A 16,946-nucleotide genomic window follows, 5' to 3' on the forward strand; every position below is an offset into this window, starting at 1 on the left:
AATCACCCCGAAGTTAAATGTTCGACGCTAACTTTCGGGGTGTTATCTTTTGAAGGGAGTTGATTACTTTGTATTTGTAAACTTGAAGCTTGCCTTTCGTTCCTTCTCATCCCAAATGAGGTGGGCGTTGAAGATTTTACCGCCTTTTTTAAATCCTTTAATCAATTCTGTTTCACCGGCAGCTAATAATTTCTTGAGATTCGTTTGCGTAATTGTTTTTCCTAGTATTTTTTTGGAAACCGAGAATTTACAGCTGGCTTTTTTGTAATTCGAACAGCCGTAAAAAGTACCGTGATCGACAATGGATCCATCACAAAGAATGCATTTCCCGACAACTGTTTTTTCTTTCTTATACTTTTTAGTATAGGGATTGTTTTCGGTTATTTTCTCCACATCATTTTGATTGAATGCCCATTCTTTTTCCCGCTCACCGGCATCTACGATCAATTTATCTGCCAGTTTTTTTACCTGTTCCATAAATACTTGTGGAGAAGCATTCCCTTCACCAATTTCAGAAAGGCGTTGCTCCCATTTAGCTGTCATTGATGCGGACGTTAAAATGCTTTCACCTAGTGCCTCAATGAGCAGCATTCCTTTCGTCGTTGCAAACACTTGGTTTTTCCTCACTTCGATATAATTTCGATCTTTCAGTGTCCCGATAATTCCGGCGCGTGTAGCTTCCGTGCCTAATCCTTCTGTTTTCGATAAAACTTTTTCCAGTTCCGCATCTTCCAAATGTTTGCCTGCAGTTTTCATGACTGTAATTAAATTACCTTCCGAATAGCGGTTAGGTGGTTGGGTTTCACCTTTCTTTACATTCGCTTTTACAACTGTCCCTTGCTCATTTTCCTGAAGAAGGGGGAGCAGTTCATCTTTGTCAGCACTATCTTTTGAATGATGAATCACTTTGCGCCAACCTTCCTCCAGCAGCACTTTTCCTTTGGAAATGAATTCCGCGCGCTTATCGACAAGTGAGTGAATTGTTGTATAGGAGAATACGGCATTATTATAATGGGCCGCAATTACTTGCCTTGCGACTAAATCATAAATTTTGGCTTCCTCGGCACTGAGCTTTGCCATATTCGGGACTTGCTCAGTAATAATAATGGCATGGTGGTCCGTTACCTTTTTTTCATTTACAAATCTTCTGTTGTTCATAAGTGAAGTTGAAGGCGGCGGTAACAGATTTTTATATTGCTCCAATTTGCTTAACTGTCCAAGAATCGCCGGTAAAGTTTTCGCTTCCTCGTTCGTCAAAAATTGTGAATCCGATCTTGGATAGGAAACGACACCTTTCAAATAAAGCTTCTGCAAAATATCGAGCGTCATTTGCGGTGAAAATTTAAAAGCTTTGTTGGCTGTTGCCTGTAGTGCAGAAAGATTGAACAAAAGGGGTGGTGCATATTCCTTCTTTTCTTTTTTGATATTTGTAATTTCCACATTTTTATTGAGGCAAAAGTTGGCTGCAGCAATTGCCTGGCGTTCTTCGAGAAGCCTTGATACGTTGTTTTTATGCCATTTTGCTTTTAATATTTTGCCGTTAAAATTGAATTCTGTTTCTACTTCCCAAAACGGTTCAGGTTTAAAGTTCGCAATTTCATGCTCCCGTTTTACGATGAGCGCTAATGTCGGTGTTTGTACTCTTCCAATGGAGAAAACATCTTTTACACCATTACGTTTAAGGAGCACCGTGTACAATCTGGATGTATTAATACCAATTAGCCAATCTGCACAAGAGCGGCTTAATGCTTCAAAATAAATATTCCTCGTTTTTTCTTCCGGCAATAAGTTTGCAAATCCGTTTTTCACCGCATTTTCCGTTAAAGAGGATATCCATAATCGTTTCATCGGTTTATTCACACCGCATACTTTTAAAATAGTACGTATAATGAGTTCGCCTTCGCGCCCAGCATCTCCGCCAATAATAACTTCCCGAATATCGGGCCTTTTCACGAGTGTTTTTATAATATTGAACTGCTTATATTTTGTTTTTGTTACTTTATATTCGAAACGATCTGGAATAATCGGCAATGCTTCCAACTTCCATTTCTTCCAGGAAGCGTTGTATTCTTCCGGAGCCTTCAATTCACAAAGGTGACCGATCGCCCATGTAATGAGAGCACCTTCCGGAAAGTATGTGTTTGGCTTAACTTCAAAATAACCAGCCTTTTTAGTGAATGAAAATGGAGCAGCCAATTTTGCTGCCTGATCTGGTTTTTCTGCAATTACTATTTTCATATATCCTTCTCCTACTAATAATAATTACAACTCCTATTGTAATAATTATAGATTAATTTACAGCCGAATGGGGGAACAAAACATTTATTCATTACTATGGATTGTCGGGAAGGTTGTTTAATTATTTTGTCACTTCATTTGCCTAACGCGCTACAATTATTTTTTTATTGTAAAAATGCTATAAAATTGAACAAATAAATATCATTTTTTATAAAAATCTCATATAATATATTGACAAAATGACGAATTATTCGTATTTTGACTAAATAGATTAATGAATTTACTGAATAGTCTTGACTGAAATAGGATAAATTTGTACACTGTGTAAAGTCAAATGTTTTTTCGGTGAGTACAAATATCAATTTTGAGAGTAAGGATATGATGAGATGATAGTATGTAAATTTGGCGGCACATCTGTCGCGAGTGCAGAACAAATCAAAAAAGTAGCAAGCATTGTGAAGTCTAATCCTGAAAGAAAGATTGTCGCTGTTTCTGCGCCTGGTAAGCGTTCAAGTGATGATATTAAAGTGACGGATTTATTAATAGATTTAGCAAACACCGTGATTAATAAAGGCGATGTTGAATCAAAAATTAAGGCTGTAGTAAATCGTTACCGAAATATCGCTGAAGATCTTGGTTTAGACAATACAATTTCAGATATTATTGAACAGGATATACGCGGGCGTGTGACAGAAAATTGGTCAGACAAAGACTTATTCTTAGATAATATAAAAGCTAGCGGTGAAGATAACAACGCAAAACTTATTGCGTGTTATTTTAATGCAATTGGCATGCCGGCAAAATATGTAAGTCCAAAAGATAAGTTAATTTTAAATGACTTCCCGGAACGTACGTATGCACTTCCAGAAGCATACGAAAACTTAAGTGTATTGAAAAATACAGAGGAGATTATTATTTTCCCTGGATTCTTCGGTTATACAAAAGCAGGCGTATTACGTACATTTGACCGTGGTGGATCGGATATTACAGGTTCAATTTTAGCGTCTGCCGTTGGGGCAAAGCTGTATGAGAACTTTACGGATGTGGACTGTGTGTTCGCTGCAAATCCTAAAGTCGTTAATGATCCAGTCGATATTAAAGAAATTACGTATCGCGAAATGCGTGAATTATCGTATGCCGGTTTTTCCGTATTCCATGATGAAGCACTAATGCCGGTTTATAAACAAGGTATTCCGGTCAATATTAAAAACACAAATAACCCTTCTGCATCCGGGACGTTAATTTTACCAACTCGTCCGGCAACAAATCGTCCGGTTACAGGGATCTCGGCGGATAGTGGTTTTTCAATTCTATATGTATCAAAATATTTAATGAATCGAGAAGTTGGCTTTGGCCGCAAGCTTCTTCAAATTATTGAAGAAGAAAACATTTCTTATGAGCACACACCATCTGGTTTAGACGATATTTCAGTAATTATGCGTTCAAGCCAGCTGACACCTGAAATTGAAGAGCGTATCGTAAAACGTGTAAAGACAGAATTATGTGCAGATGACGTTCAATTCAGCCATAACTTTTCAATGATTGTCATCGTAGGAGAAGGCATGCGCCATAATACTGGCCTGGCAGCACGTGCTGCAACTGCTATTTCTGCAACAGGTGCGAATATTGAAATGATTAATCAAGGTTCATCGGAAGTTAGTCTTGTGTTTGGTGTTCGTTCGGAATTTGAAGATCAAATCTTAAAGGGACTTTATGAAGAGTTTTTTGCAACAATTACTTCGTTTTAGATAATATTTAGTCGAATCCATGTTGGGTTCGGCTTTTTTCTTTGGAATTTTGGGTAATGTAATAAAAAAGCCATAGAATAGAGGGATAAGTACATAAATATAAGGGGGAGACAATATGAAAATAGAAATTTTTTCCGATTTCGCTTGTCCGTTTTGTTATATCGCGAAAACGAAATTATTCCAAGCAATTAACCAGTTAAATATAGGCGAGGAAACGGAAGTCGTTTATAGGGCATTTGAACTAAATCCTGCAGCTTCAAAGTCGGAAGCGATATCTTATGTCGACACAATCTTTAAAAAGAAAAACAATGATCTTCGTAAAACGGAAGAATTTATGGAAGCGTTGGAGATGCATGCAAAGGAAGCAGGAGTCAAATTCAACTTGGATAAGGTAGTGCTGGCCAATACAAAAAATGCTCATCGTTTATCTAAGCTCGCAAAGCTGTATGAAAAAGAACTGGAATTTGTAGATAGTGTTATGGAACATTTTTTTTCAGAAGGTCTTAATTTAAATGACACGGAGGCACTGTTAGGCATTTGCGAACAGATTGGCATTGACCGGAACATGGCACAGAAAATAATAAACGAACAACAATTCACTGAAGAGTTATTGCTGGATCGATATGATGCACAGCAGCTGCAAATATCGAGTGTACCTTTTTTCGTTTTTGAAGATCATTACGGAATCAGAGGGGTGGAGCCAATAGAAGTATTTACAGCTACATTGCTTCAAACGAAGGAATATATAAAGAAAAACCAAAAATAGAGATAGAATTTACTAGTCGGAGGAAGTCTTGTGGATAGAATTAAACGAGTTATTAAACTGATTTTCAGAAATCTATATTATTATCGAGTCGATTATATACGGACGTTTGCGATATTACGGATTGTGCAGGCATTTATTCTATTGCCGCTCATTTGGCTGATAACAGCGATTGTCATGGATATCACAGGGGTGCAGGTAATTACGCAAGACAGTATCCTTTATTTACTGACACATCCGTTTGCTTTATTTGGAATAGGGATCATTCTATTTATCGGAATAGTATTCATCTATTATGAATTAGGATTTTTAATACTACTTGCATACTATCAGCAGCGTGCCATTCCATATACATGGAAAGAGCTCTTAAAACGATTAAATCAGAAGGTTGTCTATTTTATCAGCTTGCAGACCGTACTGATTGTCATATACCTACTATTATTAATACCGCTTATTTCATCTTTATTACCAGTTTCACTGATCCAAAATATAAATGTACCAAGCTTTATTATAGATGAACTTTTAAACTCTCGTAATGGCACGATTTTATATGTTGTGCTAATAATTATATTGAGTTTTATAGGCTTACGCTTTATTTTTACTTGGCCATTTTTTACGGTTTACCAAGAGGTTACAATATTTAAAGCATTAAAGATGAGCTGGCAGTTTTCGAAAAGAAAACTAATTGAGACGGTCGGAATGATCGGGCTTATAGTTATCGTCAATTTAACGCTTTTATTGTTCGCGTTATTTATAATATTGACACCGCTATTTATCATTGAAAGTTTTAAACCGAGCTGGGGACTTGTAACCGCAAGCTTTACGTTGACACTTGCACAGGGCGTTATCATCCTGTTTTTTACAATATTGCAAGTTTTCTTTACTCAGTTACTTGTGATGGTAGCATTTCAGTTAACACGCCATAAGCCGTTAATTGTTCAGGAAGAACCATTTAGAGAAACGATTCGTCAATGGACCTTTATTATTGTCGTCTTCGCGTTTTTCCTTGTAAGCGGTTTTAATTTGATCAATTTGGAAAAAACGATTTACGAGCCAGATACCAAAATTGTATCCCATCGAGGATTTATGGATGGTGGTGTGGAAAACACAGTGAAGGCGATTGGGGCGGCAAAAGAAGCGGAAGCGGATTTAGTGGAAATCGATATTCAGCAAACGAAGGATGGGGAGTTCGTTGTTTATCATGATAAAACTTTATCACGTTTGGCAGGCGAAGATGATATTGTCTATGATTTAACGCTGAATGAATTAGTCACAACAACTGTTTTGGCAGATGGGTTCAGCGACACGATCGCTTCATTTGAGGAAGTGCTTGAAATGAGTCGTGATTTAAATATAAAATTGCTTATTGAGCTGAAAACACATGGTTTTGAAACAGAAGACTTTCTACAGCGCTTTGTTGATCAGCTTGATGAATATGATGCCTTGGATTATCATTATGTTCAATCACCTGATTTACCGACAATGGAATTGCTGGAAGAACTGGAACCCCGGATTCATACCGGTCATGTGTACTCTATCGCATACGGTAAGTTACCAGAATCAAATGCCGACTTTATTTCAGTAGAGCAGTCTTTTGCGACAAAAAATATTCAGTATCAGGTTGAAAAGCGCGGGATGGAGTTGTTCGTCTGGACGATTAATGATGAGTCGGATATGCAGAAATTTTATGAGAAAAATGTAAATGGCGTCATTACCGACCATCCGGATGAGGCACTTTCTAAACGTGAAAAATTTGACAAAAAGCAAAATTTTTTACAACGGATACTCAATAAAATTAAGATTATTTATTAAGGGGAAATCAATGCAGACTTATACGTACGAAGTATTAGGGGATATAAAATCCACGGAACAACAGCCAGTTTACAATGAAGCGGGGGAGCAAATTCTAAAAGTTCAGCGTATTTATGATAACGGTTTGAAAAAACTGCTGGATGGTTATTTCGATCACCGCTATTTTTTGAAATACGCAGTGCTTCGTAATGATGGACAATCATTGTTCGAAGTGAAAAAGATTTTCAGACGCGGGAAAGTGTGGTTTGAAGGGAAAGATCTTGCTGTAAAAGAAAAATATATCATTAATTATGAAAACTGGCGTATAGGCGTTCCCGAACTTTTTATTTCCAGCGACAAATTTAAAATGAAAATTGATAAAGAAATGGAAGACTGGTCCAACTTTATTATAAATGACGTGGTTATCGCAAGGTGGCTTGCTGTTTATAATGAACAGTCAGATATGTTTTCGGTTAAGCTGGTTGTTTGGGATGAAGCACCGATACAGGACCCGGCGTTTTACATTGCCATTGCGCAGGCGACACTATTTATAGGGGTATAGGAGAGTAAAAAGATGAATGTTGTGTTTGTATTAACAGAAACGGCTGAAGAAGTATTGCAAATGGTCAGTAACGATGTTGCGGGACTGCTCGCTGCTGTAAAAGGCGAAAGTGTTTCGTTCCCGTTTGGCAGCTATCAGTATGACAGCCACACATTGGATCATTATTTACTGGAAAATGGTACATATCAGCAAGAGCTTGTCATTTATTTAAAGCCAGAGCAGAAAAATAATGAAACGATTTTGCCATTACCAAAAATGCAGGATTAACGTAGCTAATTTGCATCAATTATATACACGTTCCACCTAAATAAAGGAAATTAAATTCACTTGTCGAATGTAATTGTTGAATACATGTTGGCAGGTGAATTTTTTTGCGGCAGCTAAATCTATTTAATCTGGAATTTGAACAGCATCAGCCGAAGTTTCAATTGATGGATAGTGTAAAGGTAATTTTAATCGATGAACAATTGGATAGTGAAACCTATCATTATCGCAAATTTTATGAAGCCCATATTATCAATAAAGTAGGGGAAATAACAAACATTCATATATGTACAGCTGGAATCATTACCTATGAAGTGGATATATACGGAACAAAATATTATTTGCTAGAAGAGGAACTTACTTAAATAATGAATATGCGAACGGAAAAATACCGAGTACTTAAAGTGGTACTCGGTATTTTCTATTTATTCTTCCTTTCAAGTTTTATACCGATAATACGGATGACGATGCCGATTAGGATAAATATCCATCCGATGCCGATAAATACATAATTCAATGTTTGGTTAGTGTTAGGTAGGATGCCAAACAAACCTAAACAAACGACTATAATGCCGGAAAATGATACAAGCATTCCTGCTGTTACAATATTCACGAACTTCACCTCTGAAAGATTCTATCATGACTCACTATTTAACACAATCTCCCCATCAATCATTGGATAAAAAGGAATAATTTAATTAAATAGCCAATATATTGAAACTATTGCCGATAATAAGGCGTATAATAAGGAGAACATAAAAGGAGGAATTGAAATGAAAAAATGGACAACCGCTTTAGGCATGTCGATTGTTTCTCTAGGATTGCTTGCCAGTCCTGCTCTTGCAGAGGCTTCTGTTAACCCGAAAGAAGAAAGGGTACCCATCTATGTGGCGATGACGGATGAAAGTGTAACAAAAGAACAGCTGATTCAAATTTTAAAGACGAAATTACCGGAGATGTTTGCTACATACTCTGACAGTGATTTCCAGATGACATCGATGAGTTATCATTATGCCGATGATTTGACAACGCGCTACGAGTTAACATTCCAGAAAAAAGTTAATAAACAAATGGAAGGCGGTAATGTCTCCTTCAGATCGGACAATCTTGAAATAGAGCATTTATATTTCACTCCTGCCAATTTGAAGGATGCTTTATTCCCTGGAAAAATAACGGAAGAACAAGGACGTAAAATTGCGGAGGATTTCGTTAAAAAGGTTGCTTCATCATCCAATTACGTATTATCCAATGAAACACCAAGTTACTTTAGCGGCTTAATTACGGAACCGATTACGTATAACTACAGCTTCACTTCAACTGAAAAAAATATCCCGATCCAGGATCAGTCGATTGTAGTGAGTGTACTTGGCGATGGCAAAATCCAGTATTTCACACAGATGAGTCCGAATCAAAAACGTATGTCGTTTGAAGAGACGACAAATGTAGTTTCAAAAGAAGCCGCTTTAGAAAAGATGAAGGATCAATTGAATTTAACATTGCAATACTCGATTGATTATTTGTCAACATCTTCTAAACCTTCAGTAAAACTTGTATACTTGCCAGCGCCAAATGTAATTGGACTGCATGCAACATCGAACAAATGGGCAACAACTACGGGCAAGGAGGACTCTTTAAGTGGCAAGGCAGCACTACAACCGCTTGCTCCTAAGCAATTAAAAGCACCATCACCAATTACAATTGACGACGCAAAGGAAATTGCAAAACAGTTAGTAGAAAGCCAGGGGAACACAACTAAATTCACGATCGATCATGCTTATGAACATGAAATGAATGACCAAGCCGTAATCAGTGTTTCTTATTCGTACCGTTACCGTAACGGTTCATTCGGTTCATCGATCGAATTCAATAAAAATACAGGGGAACTCATCTCTTACTCTGACTTCTATAATCCAATGCCGTTTGAAGATGATGAAACGGAAAACACAGTACCAAGACTGGATAAAGATAAAGTCCTTGCAGCAGCGGAAAAATATGTGAAGGAACTTGCTCCTACATCTGTACATGAATATGCAAAGGCAAATACAGATCCGGTTTATGATAAAGAATCGAAAGTGCACTATGTAAATTTCCCGCGAATTAAAAATGGACTGATTGTAAATGGTGACAGTCTATCGGTGACAATTGACGATGAAGGGAAATTAAAATCATTCTACCGCTATCCATTAGATATTGAGGAATGGCCAGATGCTGCTGCTTCAGTTTCAAGCGAAGAGGCGAAGAAACTATTTGCTGATGCATTGGATGTTAAGCTAGTTTACCATAGACTGCAAAACGAAGATGGGCAATACGAGCTCGTTTATGTGCCGACAGTTAATGGACAAGAGTACTACCAGATCGATGCCAACAGTGGCGAGATTGTCAGTCCATATGCACGAACTGAAAAAGCGAAAGTCACTCATCCGACTGCCGAAAAGGAACTGAACTATTTAATCCAGGCTGGCGCAATTGAAGTGAAGGATCCAAAAACTTTCAATGCGGATACGGCCATTTCGCAAGGGCAGGCGCTACAAACAATTATAAAATCCATCACTTATTTCTATGAAGATTATTATGCATATCGCCAGGAGCAGCCACCAGTGTCGTTCGAAGATATCAATCCGGATCACCCATACTATAATGTAGTGGAAACCGCAACTCGTTTAGGCATTTTAAATCCGCTTGAAGACGAATTGAACATTGACCAAAAAGTAACGAATGAGCAATTAGCCGTTTGGTACATCCGTGCACTTGGACTTGAACAAGCAGCAAAGCATCGGGATATTTATCAGTTAACGATTAAAGATGCGGCTGATGTCGATCCGGAAAAAATCGGATATGTTGCGATTTCCCATGTGTTAGGACTTCAAGGTGCGGAACAATCGATGTTCTTACCGAAAAAGGAAGTAACATATGCACAGCTGGCGAAATCTATTATTGAACTTGCTTACGAAATTGCAGAAAAGCGCAATAGTGGTTCGTATTACTACTAAGCCCTATAATAATTTTAAACTCGTGAAGTTTTTAAAGACTTCACGGGTTTTTTTATGGAAACGAAAACCCCCTGCTATGCGGGGGGTTCTAAAAAGCTTTTAGCTATGGACAAAAAAAATACTCCAGTCGTACAATAAAATCAGGTCTGGTCAACCGATTACGTACGAAAGGAGCTCCAATATTGGATAATAAAAGTTTAGCACATACAACATGGAATTGTAAGTATCACATTGTGTTTGCGCCAAAATACAGAAGAAGAATAATCTACGGAAAAATAAAAGCGGACATCGGTAAAATATTACGTCAACTGTGTGAAAGAAAAGGCGTAGAAATCATTGAAGCTACAGCTTGTCCTGATCATATACATATGTTAGTGAGTATTCCACCGAAGCTTAGTGTATCTGCGTTTGTAGGGTATCTCAAAGGGAAAAGCAGTTTAATGATATTCGATCGACATGCAAATTTGAAATATAAATATGGAAACCGAAAATTTTGGTGTCGAGGATATTATGTGGATACAGTAGGGCGAAACCGAAAAGTCATTCAGGAATATATAAAAAATCAATTGCAGGAAGATATCCTAGAGGATCAAATGACGATGAAAGAATTCATTGACCCATTCACAGGGGAAGAATTAAATCGAAGAAAAAAATAAGTACACCGCTTTAGCGGTAGTCGGAAAAGTAGTGCGGTTGGCAGACCTTTCAGAGCGTCTTTAGACGTGGGCCAGTACCCCAGCGTTTCACGCGCAGAGAAAACCACCAGTTCAACTGGTGGTTTTTATTATATTTTTTTCAAAAAATAAGGAATATATGTTCTCTTTTGTGCAATAGTTAGTGGTTTAACTGTACCGACTTGTGATAAAATAATTTAAAGTGCTAAACTGAAAAAAATCGCGATAATTTTTTTGAAACGTTGTAAGATAGTACAAGTAACGAATCAATAATGGAAGTTGGGAAAAGAATGCAAAAAAATAAATATCGAATTCATAGTAATGTTCTTTTTGAAATTGCGCAAAGCCGTTCATTCACAGAAAAGGATAATATCGATGAACGCTTTGATGAAGAGGGAAAAATTAAATTGTTAAGTGACCGTGCTGGAGCGGACTTATCACTTTCTATTGTAAAAACTGAAGATGGGATCGCTTATTCAGTTAAATGGGACGACTCTGAAGAAGTTTTCAAAGGTTGGAACATGGCATGGGAAGAATTTATTTGGTGCTTAGGTGTTGTCAACAAACCACTTGAAGATGCGGCAAAAAAAGCAGCTGAAGAAGCAAAACGTCGTGCAGCTGAAGAAGCATTGCTAGCAGAAGAAAATACAGAGCTTGATGAAGCTGTAGCAGAAGAAGCTTCAACTGAAGAGGCATCAACTGAAGAATCATCTAAATAATCGAAAAAACGCCTTCACAAAAAAATTGCGGAAGGCGTTTTTTCGATTATACCGTGCAACTGTAAGAGCTAATGGTTTCTGACAGCAAAAAAACATCCAGCTCCTCTTTCGGAGTAACTGGATGTTTCAGCATGCCTATTTATCTGAACTAACAATCGCATAGCGTTCCCATTTACGACTGCGCCAGCGGAAAATAACGAGGACTGCACGGATCCATTCATCACATGCAATAGCTAACCATACACCGACAAGACCTAAATCCAGAACGAAGACGAATAAATAACCTAGCGATAAACCGATGACAATCATAGAAACAAATCCAATACGGACAGGGTAAGCGGCATCCCCTGAAGCACGCAATGAGTTAATGATTGTAATGTTGATCGTACGTCCTGTCTCCAGGAAAATACTTAATAACAGTACACTTGCCCCGATTTTAATAATTTCTTCGTTATCAGTAAAGAGGCCCATGAACGGTTCTCTAAAGAGGATGATGATGACGACCATTGACAATGTAAAAATTAACGCAGATTTCACACCAAACCATACTTTATTATAGGCAAGTTCTTTCTCGCCTGCCCCGACATACCGGCCGACCAAAATAGCAGTTGCCATCCCGATAGCCATTGCGAAAAGATAAGTAAACATCGAGATATTCACGGCATACTGACGGGCAGACAATGCCTCAGCTCCAATAAATGTTACATAATAGAGAAGGACGATTTGATTTGTCTGGTAGAGCACCTGCTCAAGCGCAGATGGAATCCCGATTTTTAAGATTTTGGAAATATAGTTTTTCGACAATCTATAATAATCTGCCCATTCGATACGAACTTCTAATGCCTGGTATAAAAGCCAGAAAAATACAGCCGCGGCGAGCACACGACTAATAACAGAAGATATCGCTGCACCTTCCACACCAAGTTCCGGCATTCCGAATTTACCAAAGATTAAAATATAGTTTAAAACAACGTGCACAATATTCATTGCAAGCGACACATACATCGTTTGTTTCGTCCAGCCCTGCACACGAATAATTGAAGACATGGAAGTAATTAAAGCCTGAACGAATATAAAACCTCCGACTATGACTAAATAGCTTTGCGCTGCTTCCAATACAGCACCTTGCAGATTCATCATCTTCATTAAAACATCGGAAAACAAAATAAATAACCCGCTGATAACTAAACCGACGAGTAGATTGAGTGTTACCGATAATGCTGCGATTTGTGATGCTTCTGCAATTAGGCGAGACCCTAAATATTGAGAAACAACAATTGATGCACCTGTACCGATTACCCCCAATAATAAAATTGCTATTTGTATATATTGATTGGCTGTTCCTACGCCTGCTACTGCATCATCCGATACAGCACTTAACATAAATGTATCCGCTAACCCCATCAGCATAAATAGGAACAACTCTAAAAATAATGGCCAAGTTAACTTAAATAAACTTAATTCCTTCGTGCTTTTTTCCAATCAGTTCACTCTTTCTATTGTTTAAATCAAAACAAAAAATATATTAGCATAAATTGTTACTGTAGGATAGTTTTTTTCTCATAGGTTTAAAAAGGGTAAAAAGTCATGAGAAAATTGTAAAAAAATAGGGCGTATCGAGTTGAAATATTAAATTAATTCAGATATTTGTAATATGTTCTCGACATAATTCGACTTTTTGTTATCGAATTGTAATATAGGCGGCATGAAGCTGTCATCTTAATGAAATGTTGAAAGGTTATGCTAGTTCATGTTGAATCAAAAAGATTTTTCACGACACTTTTTCTGGAGGGAAATATTCAAGTATGATCAAGAAAGTAGTAGCATTAATTGCGGTTATGATCGCAAGCACATTTATTTTTGTAGGAACGTCAGAGGCAGCTTCACATACAATTAAAAAAGGCGAGAATTTAACAATGCTTGCGAAGAAATATGATACATCAGTAAAAGAACTCATGGCATTGAATGATTTAAAGACAACAAAAGTACAAATTAAACAAGTCCTTAAATTACCAAGCCATATTAAAAATAAACCTGCTGTAAAGAAATCAGCTATAAAGAAAACAACAACAAAAAAATCTGCTACACATCCATCTAATGTAAAAAATACGATTAAAATGTCAGCAACAGCCTACACTGCTAATTGCAAAGGCTGTTCCGGTATTACGAAAACCGGGTTGAACTTACGTAAAAACCCTAGTTTGAAGGTTATTGCAGTTGACCCGAAAATCATTCCACTTGGCTCTAAAGTTTGGGTGGAAGGCTATGGAATTGCAGTTGCAGGTGATATTGGCAGTGCCATTAAAGGAAAAAAAATCGATCTCTTTATGAGTAAAAAATCGACAGCTAAAAATTGGGGACGAAAAACAGTCACAGTTAAAATTTTAAAATCATAAAACAAAGCTTATTGCGATGAAATCATTACTTCCCGCAATAGGTTTTTTTCATTTTAAGTTATAATAATAAAAGATTTTGCGGAAGGAATGGATTAGAAATGTTTTTTTATGAGACAACTTGCCGATATTGCCGGAAGCCATTCAAATTAATGGAAGGCACTAAAAAATATCAGCAATTTAAGGTAAATCGACAGGCGAGCATAAGTTGTGATGATTGTGAACGACGGATTGAAGCAGATTCAAGAAAGTATTTGTTTAATCGTGATTAGGGAGTACCCATCATTTTTCTTATTTGCCGAAGTTCGCGAATTAATTTATCAATTTCATTTTGCATTTGCTTAAAATCAGATTCATTACCGTTACCATTGGATGGTTGCTGTCCGTTTTGTTCCTCAACCAGCTTTAACGCAATACCGGCAGAAATCATAGAAAGTACATCGCCGATTGTCGTAACGGCAGTACCTGCGTAGGCAAGCCTGGCGGCGATTACTTCCAAAGAAGGTGTAGCATCCATATCCTTTTTCAATTGTATTCCTCCTATTCTTAGGCAGATCCCTTACCTTATGTATATACGCTTGAAAGGTTTTCATTACAGGTTTCACTGTGTTTTGTAACGATATAAAAGGAGTTGGTTAGTCATGGATGGCAAAAAGGTAGAAATTGAATGTAGAAATTGTCATGAACAAATGACAATAGATTTTTCAACAGATAGTTTTTCATCGCAATTACAAATATTTAACGGGAAAAAACAACAAAAAAGAACATTTATTAAAGAGTGTCCGAATTGCCATACAGTCAACTCTGTCACGAGCGATAAAAAAGAGGAGTGGGGCAATCGGAAAGGACCGAATATTAAGCTGTATATGTTTTCCGGATTTTTTGGTTGCTTAGGATTTATCGTTGCTGGTCTCCTTTTACTTTATTTTGCGTTTCAAGGATTCAGTTTTGTGGTAGATTGGTTATTTAATTAAGGAAATAATAAACTTTCGTGCTATAATAAATAGCTTGTGGAGGTGTAGTTAATGTCAAAAAAGTGGACAATTCATTCGATTCGCGAATATGTAGAAAAGAATACAGATACAAAATTATTATCAACAGATTTTAAAGGTTTTTCACAAAAATTAGATTTCCAATGTGCTTGTGGGAACACATTCCAAAAACCTTGGAAAAAGTTCAAAGAAAACAAGCAGCAAAAATGTGAAGTGTGCCAGCCACCGAAAGAATCACGCTAATAGAATAATCGATTTGTATGGAACGTCAAAACGCTGTCTAGTTCATTGCTAGACAGCGTTTTAAATAAAAAGAGCTAACATAGAATATTAGCTCTAATTCGAGAGAAAACATATTATTCAGTTATTGGTTCTGTTTCTAACTTCACCTTTTTCAGTTCAGGATGAGCCATTTCTAATATTGAAGGGCGAAGTAATAATAGAACGATACCAATTAAAATCAGCCCGCTTACGATTAAAATATATTGTGCGGGAATGAATTCATATAAAACTCCAAAAACTAGTGTCCCGACAGGCATAGCACTCATCGCCATCATTTCGATTATCCCAAAAACACGGCCCCGGTACTCTTCTTCAATTGAAGTTTGCATCAACACGCCAAGAGGGGTATTTGTAATAACGCCCAATGCTCCGAATAAAAACATGATGATTAAATAATAGACGAAATTCATCATTGCAGAAAATGTTATCATGAGCGGCAGTGCCGATAAAATGACAACAACAGAAGAGCCGAACACGGATCGTTTAACTGTAAGTAAAGGAAATTTGACGTTTGCTCTTGATGCAAAATAAACAGATGTAACTAAAACCCCGATTGCACCACCAGCCTCTGTAAAACCGATGTATTCTGGATCTAACTTCAAAATCGTCAATAAAATATAATCACCGCCAACATTGATTGCTGTGAAAAATAAGTTTATCCAAAGCGCAGTCCATAAAATTGCTTTTATAATCGGTTTTGAATTGACATAGCGAAAGCCGGCTTTGAAGCTTTCAAACATCGATTCTTTTTCAGCATTCTCATTTACTGTTTCTTTCTTATAAAGAACAAAATTCATCGTAGATTCCAACATAAGTGTTATTACAGAAGCGCAGATGAAGATTATGAGGAACATTTCCATCGATACAAAACCAAATAACATCCCGCCGAAAATCGGTCCGCCAATCCCTGAAATAGAATAGGACAACTGATTAAAGCTCATTGCCTTTTGAAGTCGAGCTTCGTCGACAAGATTGGCAATCGAAGCTGAAAATGCCACACCTGAAAATGTACTGAAAATACTATTGAACACTGTTGCGATATATATTGCGATTAAAGATAATCCAAATTCATGCGTGTAAAGCAATAAGCCGCTTACTGTCAGGATAACTCCGGCTTGCCCGCTGAGTACAAGCCACTTTCTTGGTAAACGATCCCCTAAGAGACCTGCAATCGGTGACATAATTGTTCGCGGCAAGTAGCTTAAAATAATATTTGTCGCAAAGCTAAGCGAAGAGCCTGTCATCGATAAAATATACATACTGATTCCAAAGCTGTAAACATGTGATCCAAGCGCACCAATCATTTTGCTTATTAGAAACGTGTATAAATGATACGTTGCTTTTTTTAATTTTTGCTGTTCATTCATAAACAAAACCCCTTTGTTTAATATAATTAAACTTATTATATGGCGGGTTTTTTTAAAATGCAATACAAATGTTTAATTAAATTAAATGATTTTAGAGTATTAATTTGGCGTTTAATTAAAATGTTTAATCAGGTTAAAATATTCGCCTTTTATATGATTTTTG

Annotated in this window: 17 protein-coding genes; 12 read left to right on the top strand and 5 right to left on the bottom strand. The window is 37.0% G+C overall.

Going from position 1 to position 16,946, the window contains the following annotated elements; genetic code table 11:
• Nucleotides 1-63: 63 nt before the first annotated feature.
• Entirely contained in the window at nucleotides 64-2,238 is a 2,175-nt protein-coding gene (locus AC0VXV_RS07430) for a DNA topoisomerase III (RefSeq protein ID WP_475530970.1), read from the bottom strand.
• 386 nt (nucleotides 2,239-2,624) lie between these two features.
• On the opposite strand from AC0VXV_RS07430, the gene AC0VXV_RS07435 reads away from it, so the two are divergent.
• The 6 genes from AC0VXV_RS07435 (at nucleotide 2,625) to AC0VXV_RS07460 (ending at nucleotide 7,731) form a co-directional block, all read left to right on the top strand.
• A complete protein-coding gene (locus AC0VXV_RS07435; RefSeq protein WP_475530971.1) occupies nucleotides 2,625-3,986 on the top strand; it encodes an aspartate kinase in 1,362 nt (453 codons plus the stop codon).
• Nucleotides 3,987-4,101: 115 nt separating this feature from the next.
• Nucleotides 4,102-4,752 carry a DsbA family oxidoreductase gene (locus AC0VXV_RS07440; protein ID WP_475530972.1) on the top strand — a complete coding sequence of 217 codons (651 nt, stop codon included), beginning with the start codon at nucleotides 4,102-4,104 and terminating at the stop codon, nucleotides 4,750-4,752.
• 30 nt (nucleotides 4,753-4,782) lie between these two features.
• Nucleotides 4,783-6,561 carry a glycerophosphoryl diester phosphodiesterase membrane domain-containing protein gene (locus tag AC0VXV_RS07445; RefSeq protein ID WP_475530973.1) on the top strand — a complete coding sequence of 593 codons (1,779 nt, stop codon included), beginning with the start codon at nucleotides 4,783-4,785 and terminating at the stop codon, nucleotides 6,559-6,561.
• 10 nt (nucleotides 6,562-6,571) lie between these two features.
• Complete coding sequence (locus tag AC0VXV_RS07450; RefSeq protein ID WP_475530974.1) at nucleotides 6,572-7,102, top strand: tubby C-terminal domain-like protein; 531 nt, start codon at nucleotides 6,572-6,574, stop codon at nucleotides 7,100-7,102.
• Nucleotides 7,103-7,114: 12 nt separating this feature from the next.
• Complete coding sequence (locus tag AC0VXV_RS07455; protein ID WP_079526108.1) at nucleotides 7,115-7,369, top strand: thymidylate synthase; 255 nt, start codon at nucleotides 7,115-7,117, stop codon at nucleotides 7,367-7,369.
• 104 nt (nucleotides 7,370-7,473) lie between these two features.
• Complete coding sequence (locus tag AC0VXV_RS07460) at nucleotides 7,474-7,731, top strand: hypothetical protein (protein ID WP_475530975.1); 258 nt, start codon at nucleotides 7,474-7,476, stop codon at nucleotides 7,729-7,731.
• Between the two features lie 56 nt (nucleotides 7,732-7,787).
• On the opposite strand, the gene AC0VXV_RS07465 is transcribed toward AC0VXV_RS07460, so the two are convergent.
• Complete coding sequence (locus AC0VXV_RS07465) at nucleotides 7,788-7,979, bottom strand: hypothetical protein (protein WP_475530976.1); 192 nt, start codon at nucleotides 7,977-7,979, stop codon at nucleotides 7,788-7,790.
• A 160-nt stretch (nucleotides 7,980-8,139) separates the two neighbouring features.
• On the opposite strand from AC0VXV_RS07465, the gene AC0VXV_RS07470 reads away from it, so the two are divergent.
• The 3 genes from AC0VXV_RS07470 (at nucleotide 8,140) to AC0VXV_RS07480 (ending at nucleotide 11,749) form a co-directional block, all read left to right on the top strand.
• On the top strand, nucleotides 8,140-10,356 hold the full coding sequence (locus AC0VXV_RS07470; protein ID WP_475530977.1) for a YcdB/YcdC domain-containing protein: 2,217 nt from the start codon (nucleotides 8,140-8,142) through the stop codon (nucleotides 10,354-10,356).
• Nucleotides 10,357-10,538: 182 nt separating this feature from the next.
• Nucleotides 10,539-11,012, top strand: coding sequence for an IS200/IS605 family transposase (gene tnpA, locus AC0VXV_RS07475; protein ID WP_475529517.1), 474 nt, complete (start codon nucleotides 10,539-10,541; stop codon nucleotides 11,010-11,012).
• A 308-nt stretch (nucleotides 11,013-11,320) separates the two neighbouring features.
• A complete protein-coding gene (locus AC0VXV_RS07480) occupies nucleotides 11,321-11,749 on the top strand; it encodes a homoserine dehydrogenase (RefSeq protein WP_475530978.1) in 429 nt (142 codons plus the stop codon).
• 135 nt (nucleotides 11,750-11,884) lie between these two features.
• Here AC0VXV_RS07480 and AC0VXV_RS07485 read toward each other — a convergent pair whose 3' ends face one another.
• Nucleotides 11,885-13,231, bottom strand: a complete 1,347-nt coding sequence (locus AC0VXV_RS07485; RefSeq protein ID WP_475530979.1) for an MATE family efflux transporter — start codon at nucleotides 13,229-13,231, stop codon at nucleotides 11,885-11,887.
• A 323-nt stretch (nucleotides 13,232-13,554) separates the two neighbouring features.
• On the opposite strand from AC0VXV_RS07485, the gene AC0VXV_RS07490 reads away from it, so the two are divergent.
• Nucleotides 13,555-14,145, top strand: a complete 591-nt coding sequence (locus AC0VXV_RS07490; protein ID WP_475530980.1) for a 3D domain-containing protein — start codon at nucleotides 13,555-13,557, stop codon at nucleotides 14,143-14,145.
• A gap of 265 nt (nucleotides 14,146-14,410) precedes the next feature.
• On the opposite strand, the gene AC0VXV_RS07495 is transcribed toward AC0VXV_RS07490, so the two are convergent.
• Entirely contained in the window at nucleotides 14,411-14,671 is a 261-nt protein-coding gene (locus AC0VXV_RS07495) for a hypothetical protein (protein ID WP_475530981.1), read from the bottom strand.
• Nucleotides 14,672-14,783: 112 nt separating this feature from the next.
• Between AC0VXV_RS07495 and AC0VXV_RS07500 the strand changes: the two genes are divergently transcribed.
• Complete coding sequence (locus AC0VXV_RS07500; RefSeq protein ID WP_475530982.1) at nucleotides 14,784-15,116, top strand: redox protein; 333 nt, start codon at nucleotides 14,784-14,786, stop codon at nucleotides 15,114-15,116.
• A gap of 51 nt (nucleotides 15,117-15,167) precedes the next feature.
• Nucleotides 15,168-15,377, top strand: a complete 210-nt coding sequence (locus AC0VXV_RS07505; protein ID WP_350480999.1) for a hypothetical protein — start codon at nucleotides 15,168-15,170, stop codon at nucleotides 15,375-15,377.
• 113 nt (nucleotides 15,378-15,490) lie between these two features.
• On the opposite strand, the gene AC0VXV_RS07510 is transcribed toward AC0VXV_RS07505, so the two are convergent.
• The gene (locus AC0VXV_RS07510) at nucleotides 15,491-16,783 is read right to left on the bottom strand and encodes an MFS transporter (protein ID WP_475530983.1); all 1,293 of its coding nucleotides are present in this window, start codon (nucleotides 16,781-16,783) and stop codon (nucleotides 15,491-15,493) included.
• Nucleotides 16,784-16,946: the final 163 nt, after the last annotated feature.

It is taken from the genome of Solibacillus sp. iso_87 (genome assembly GCF_056173085.1).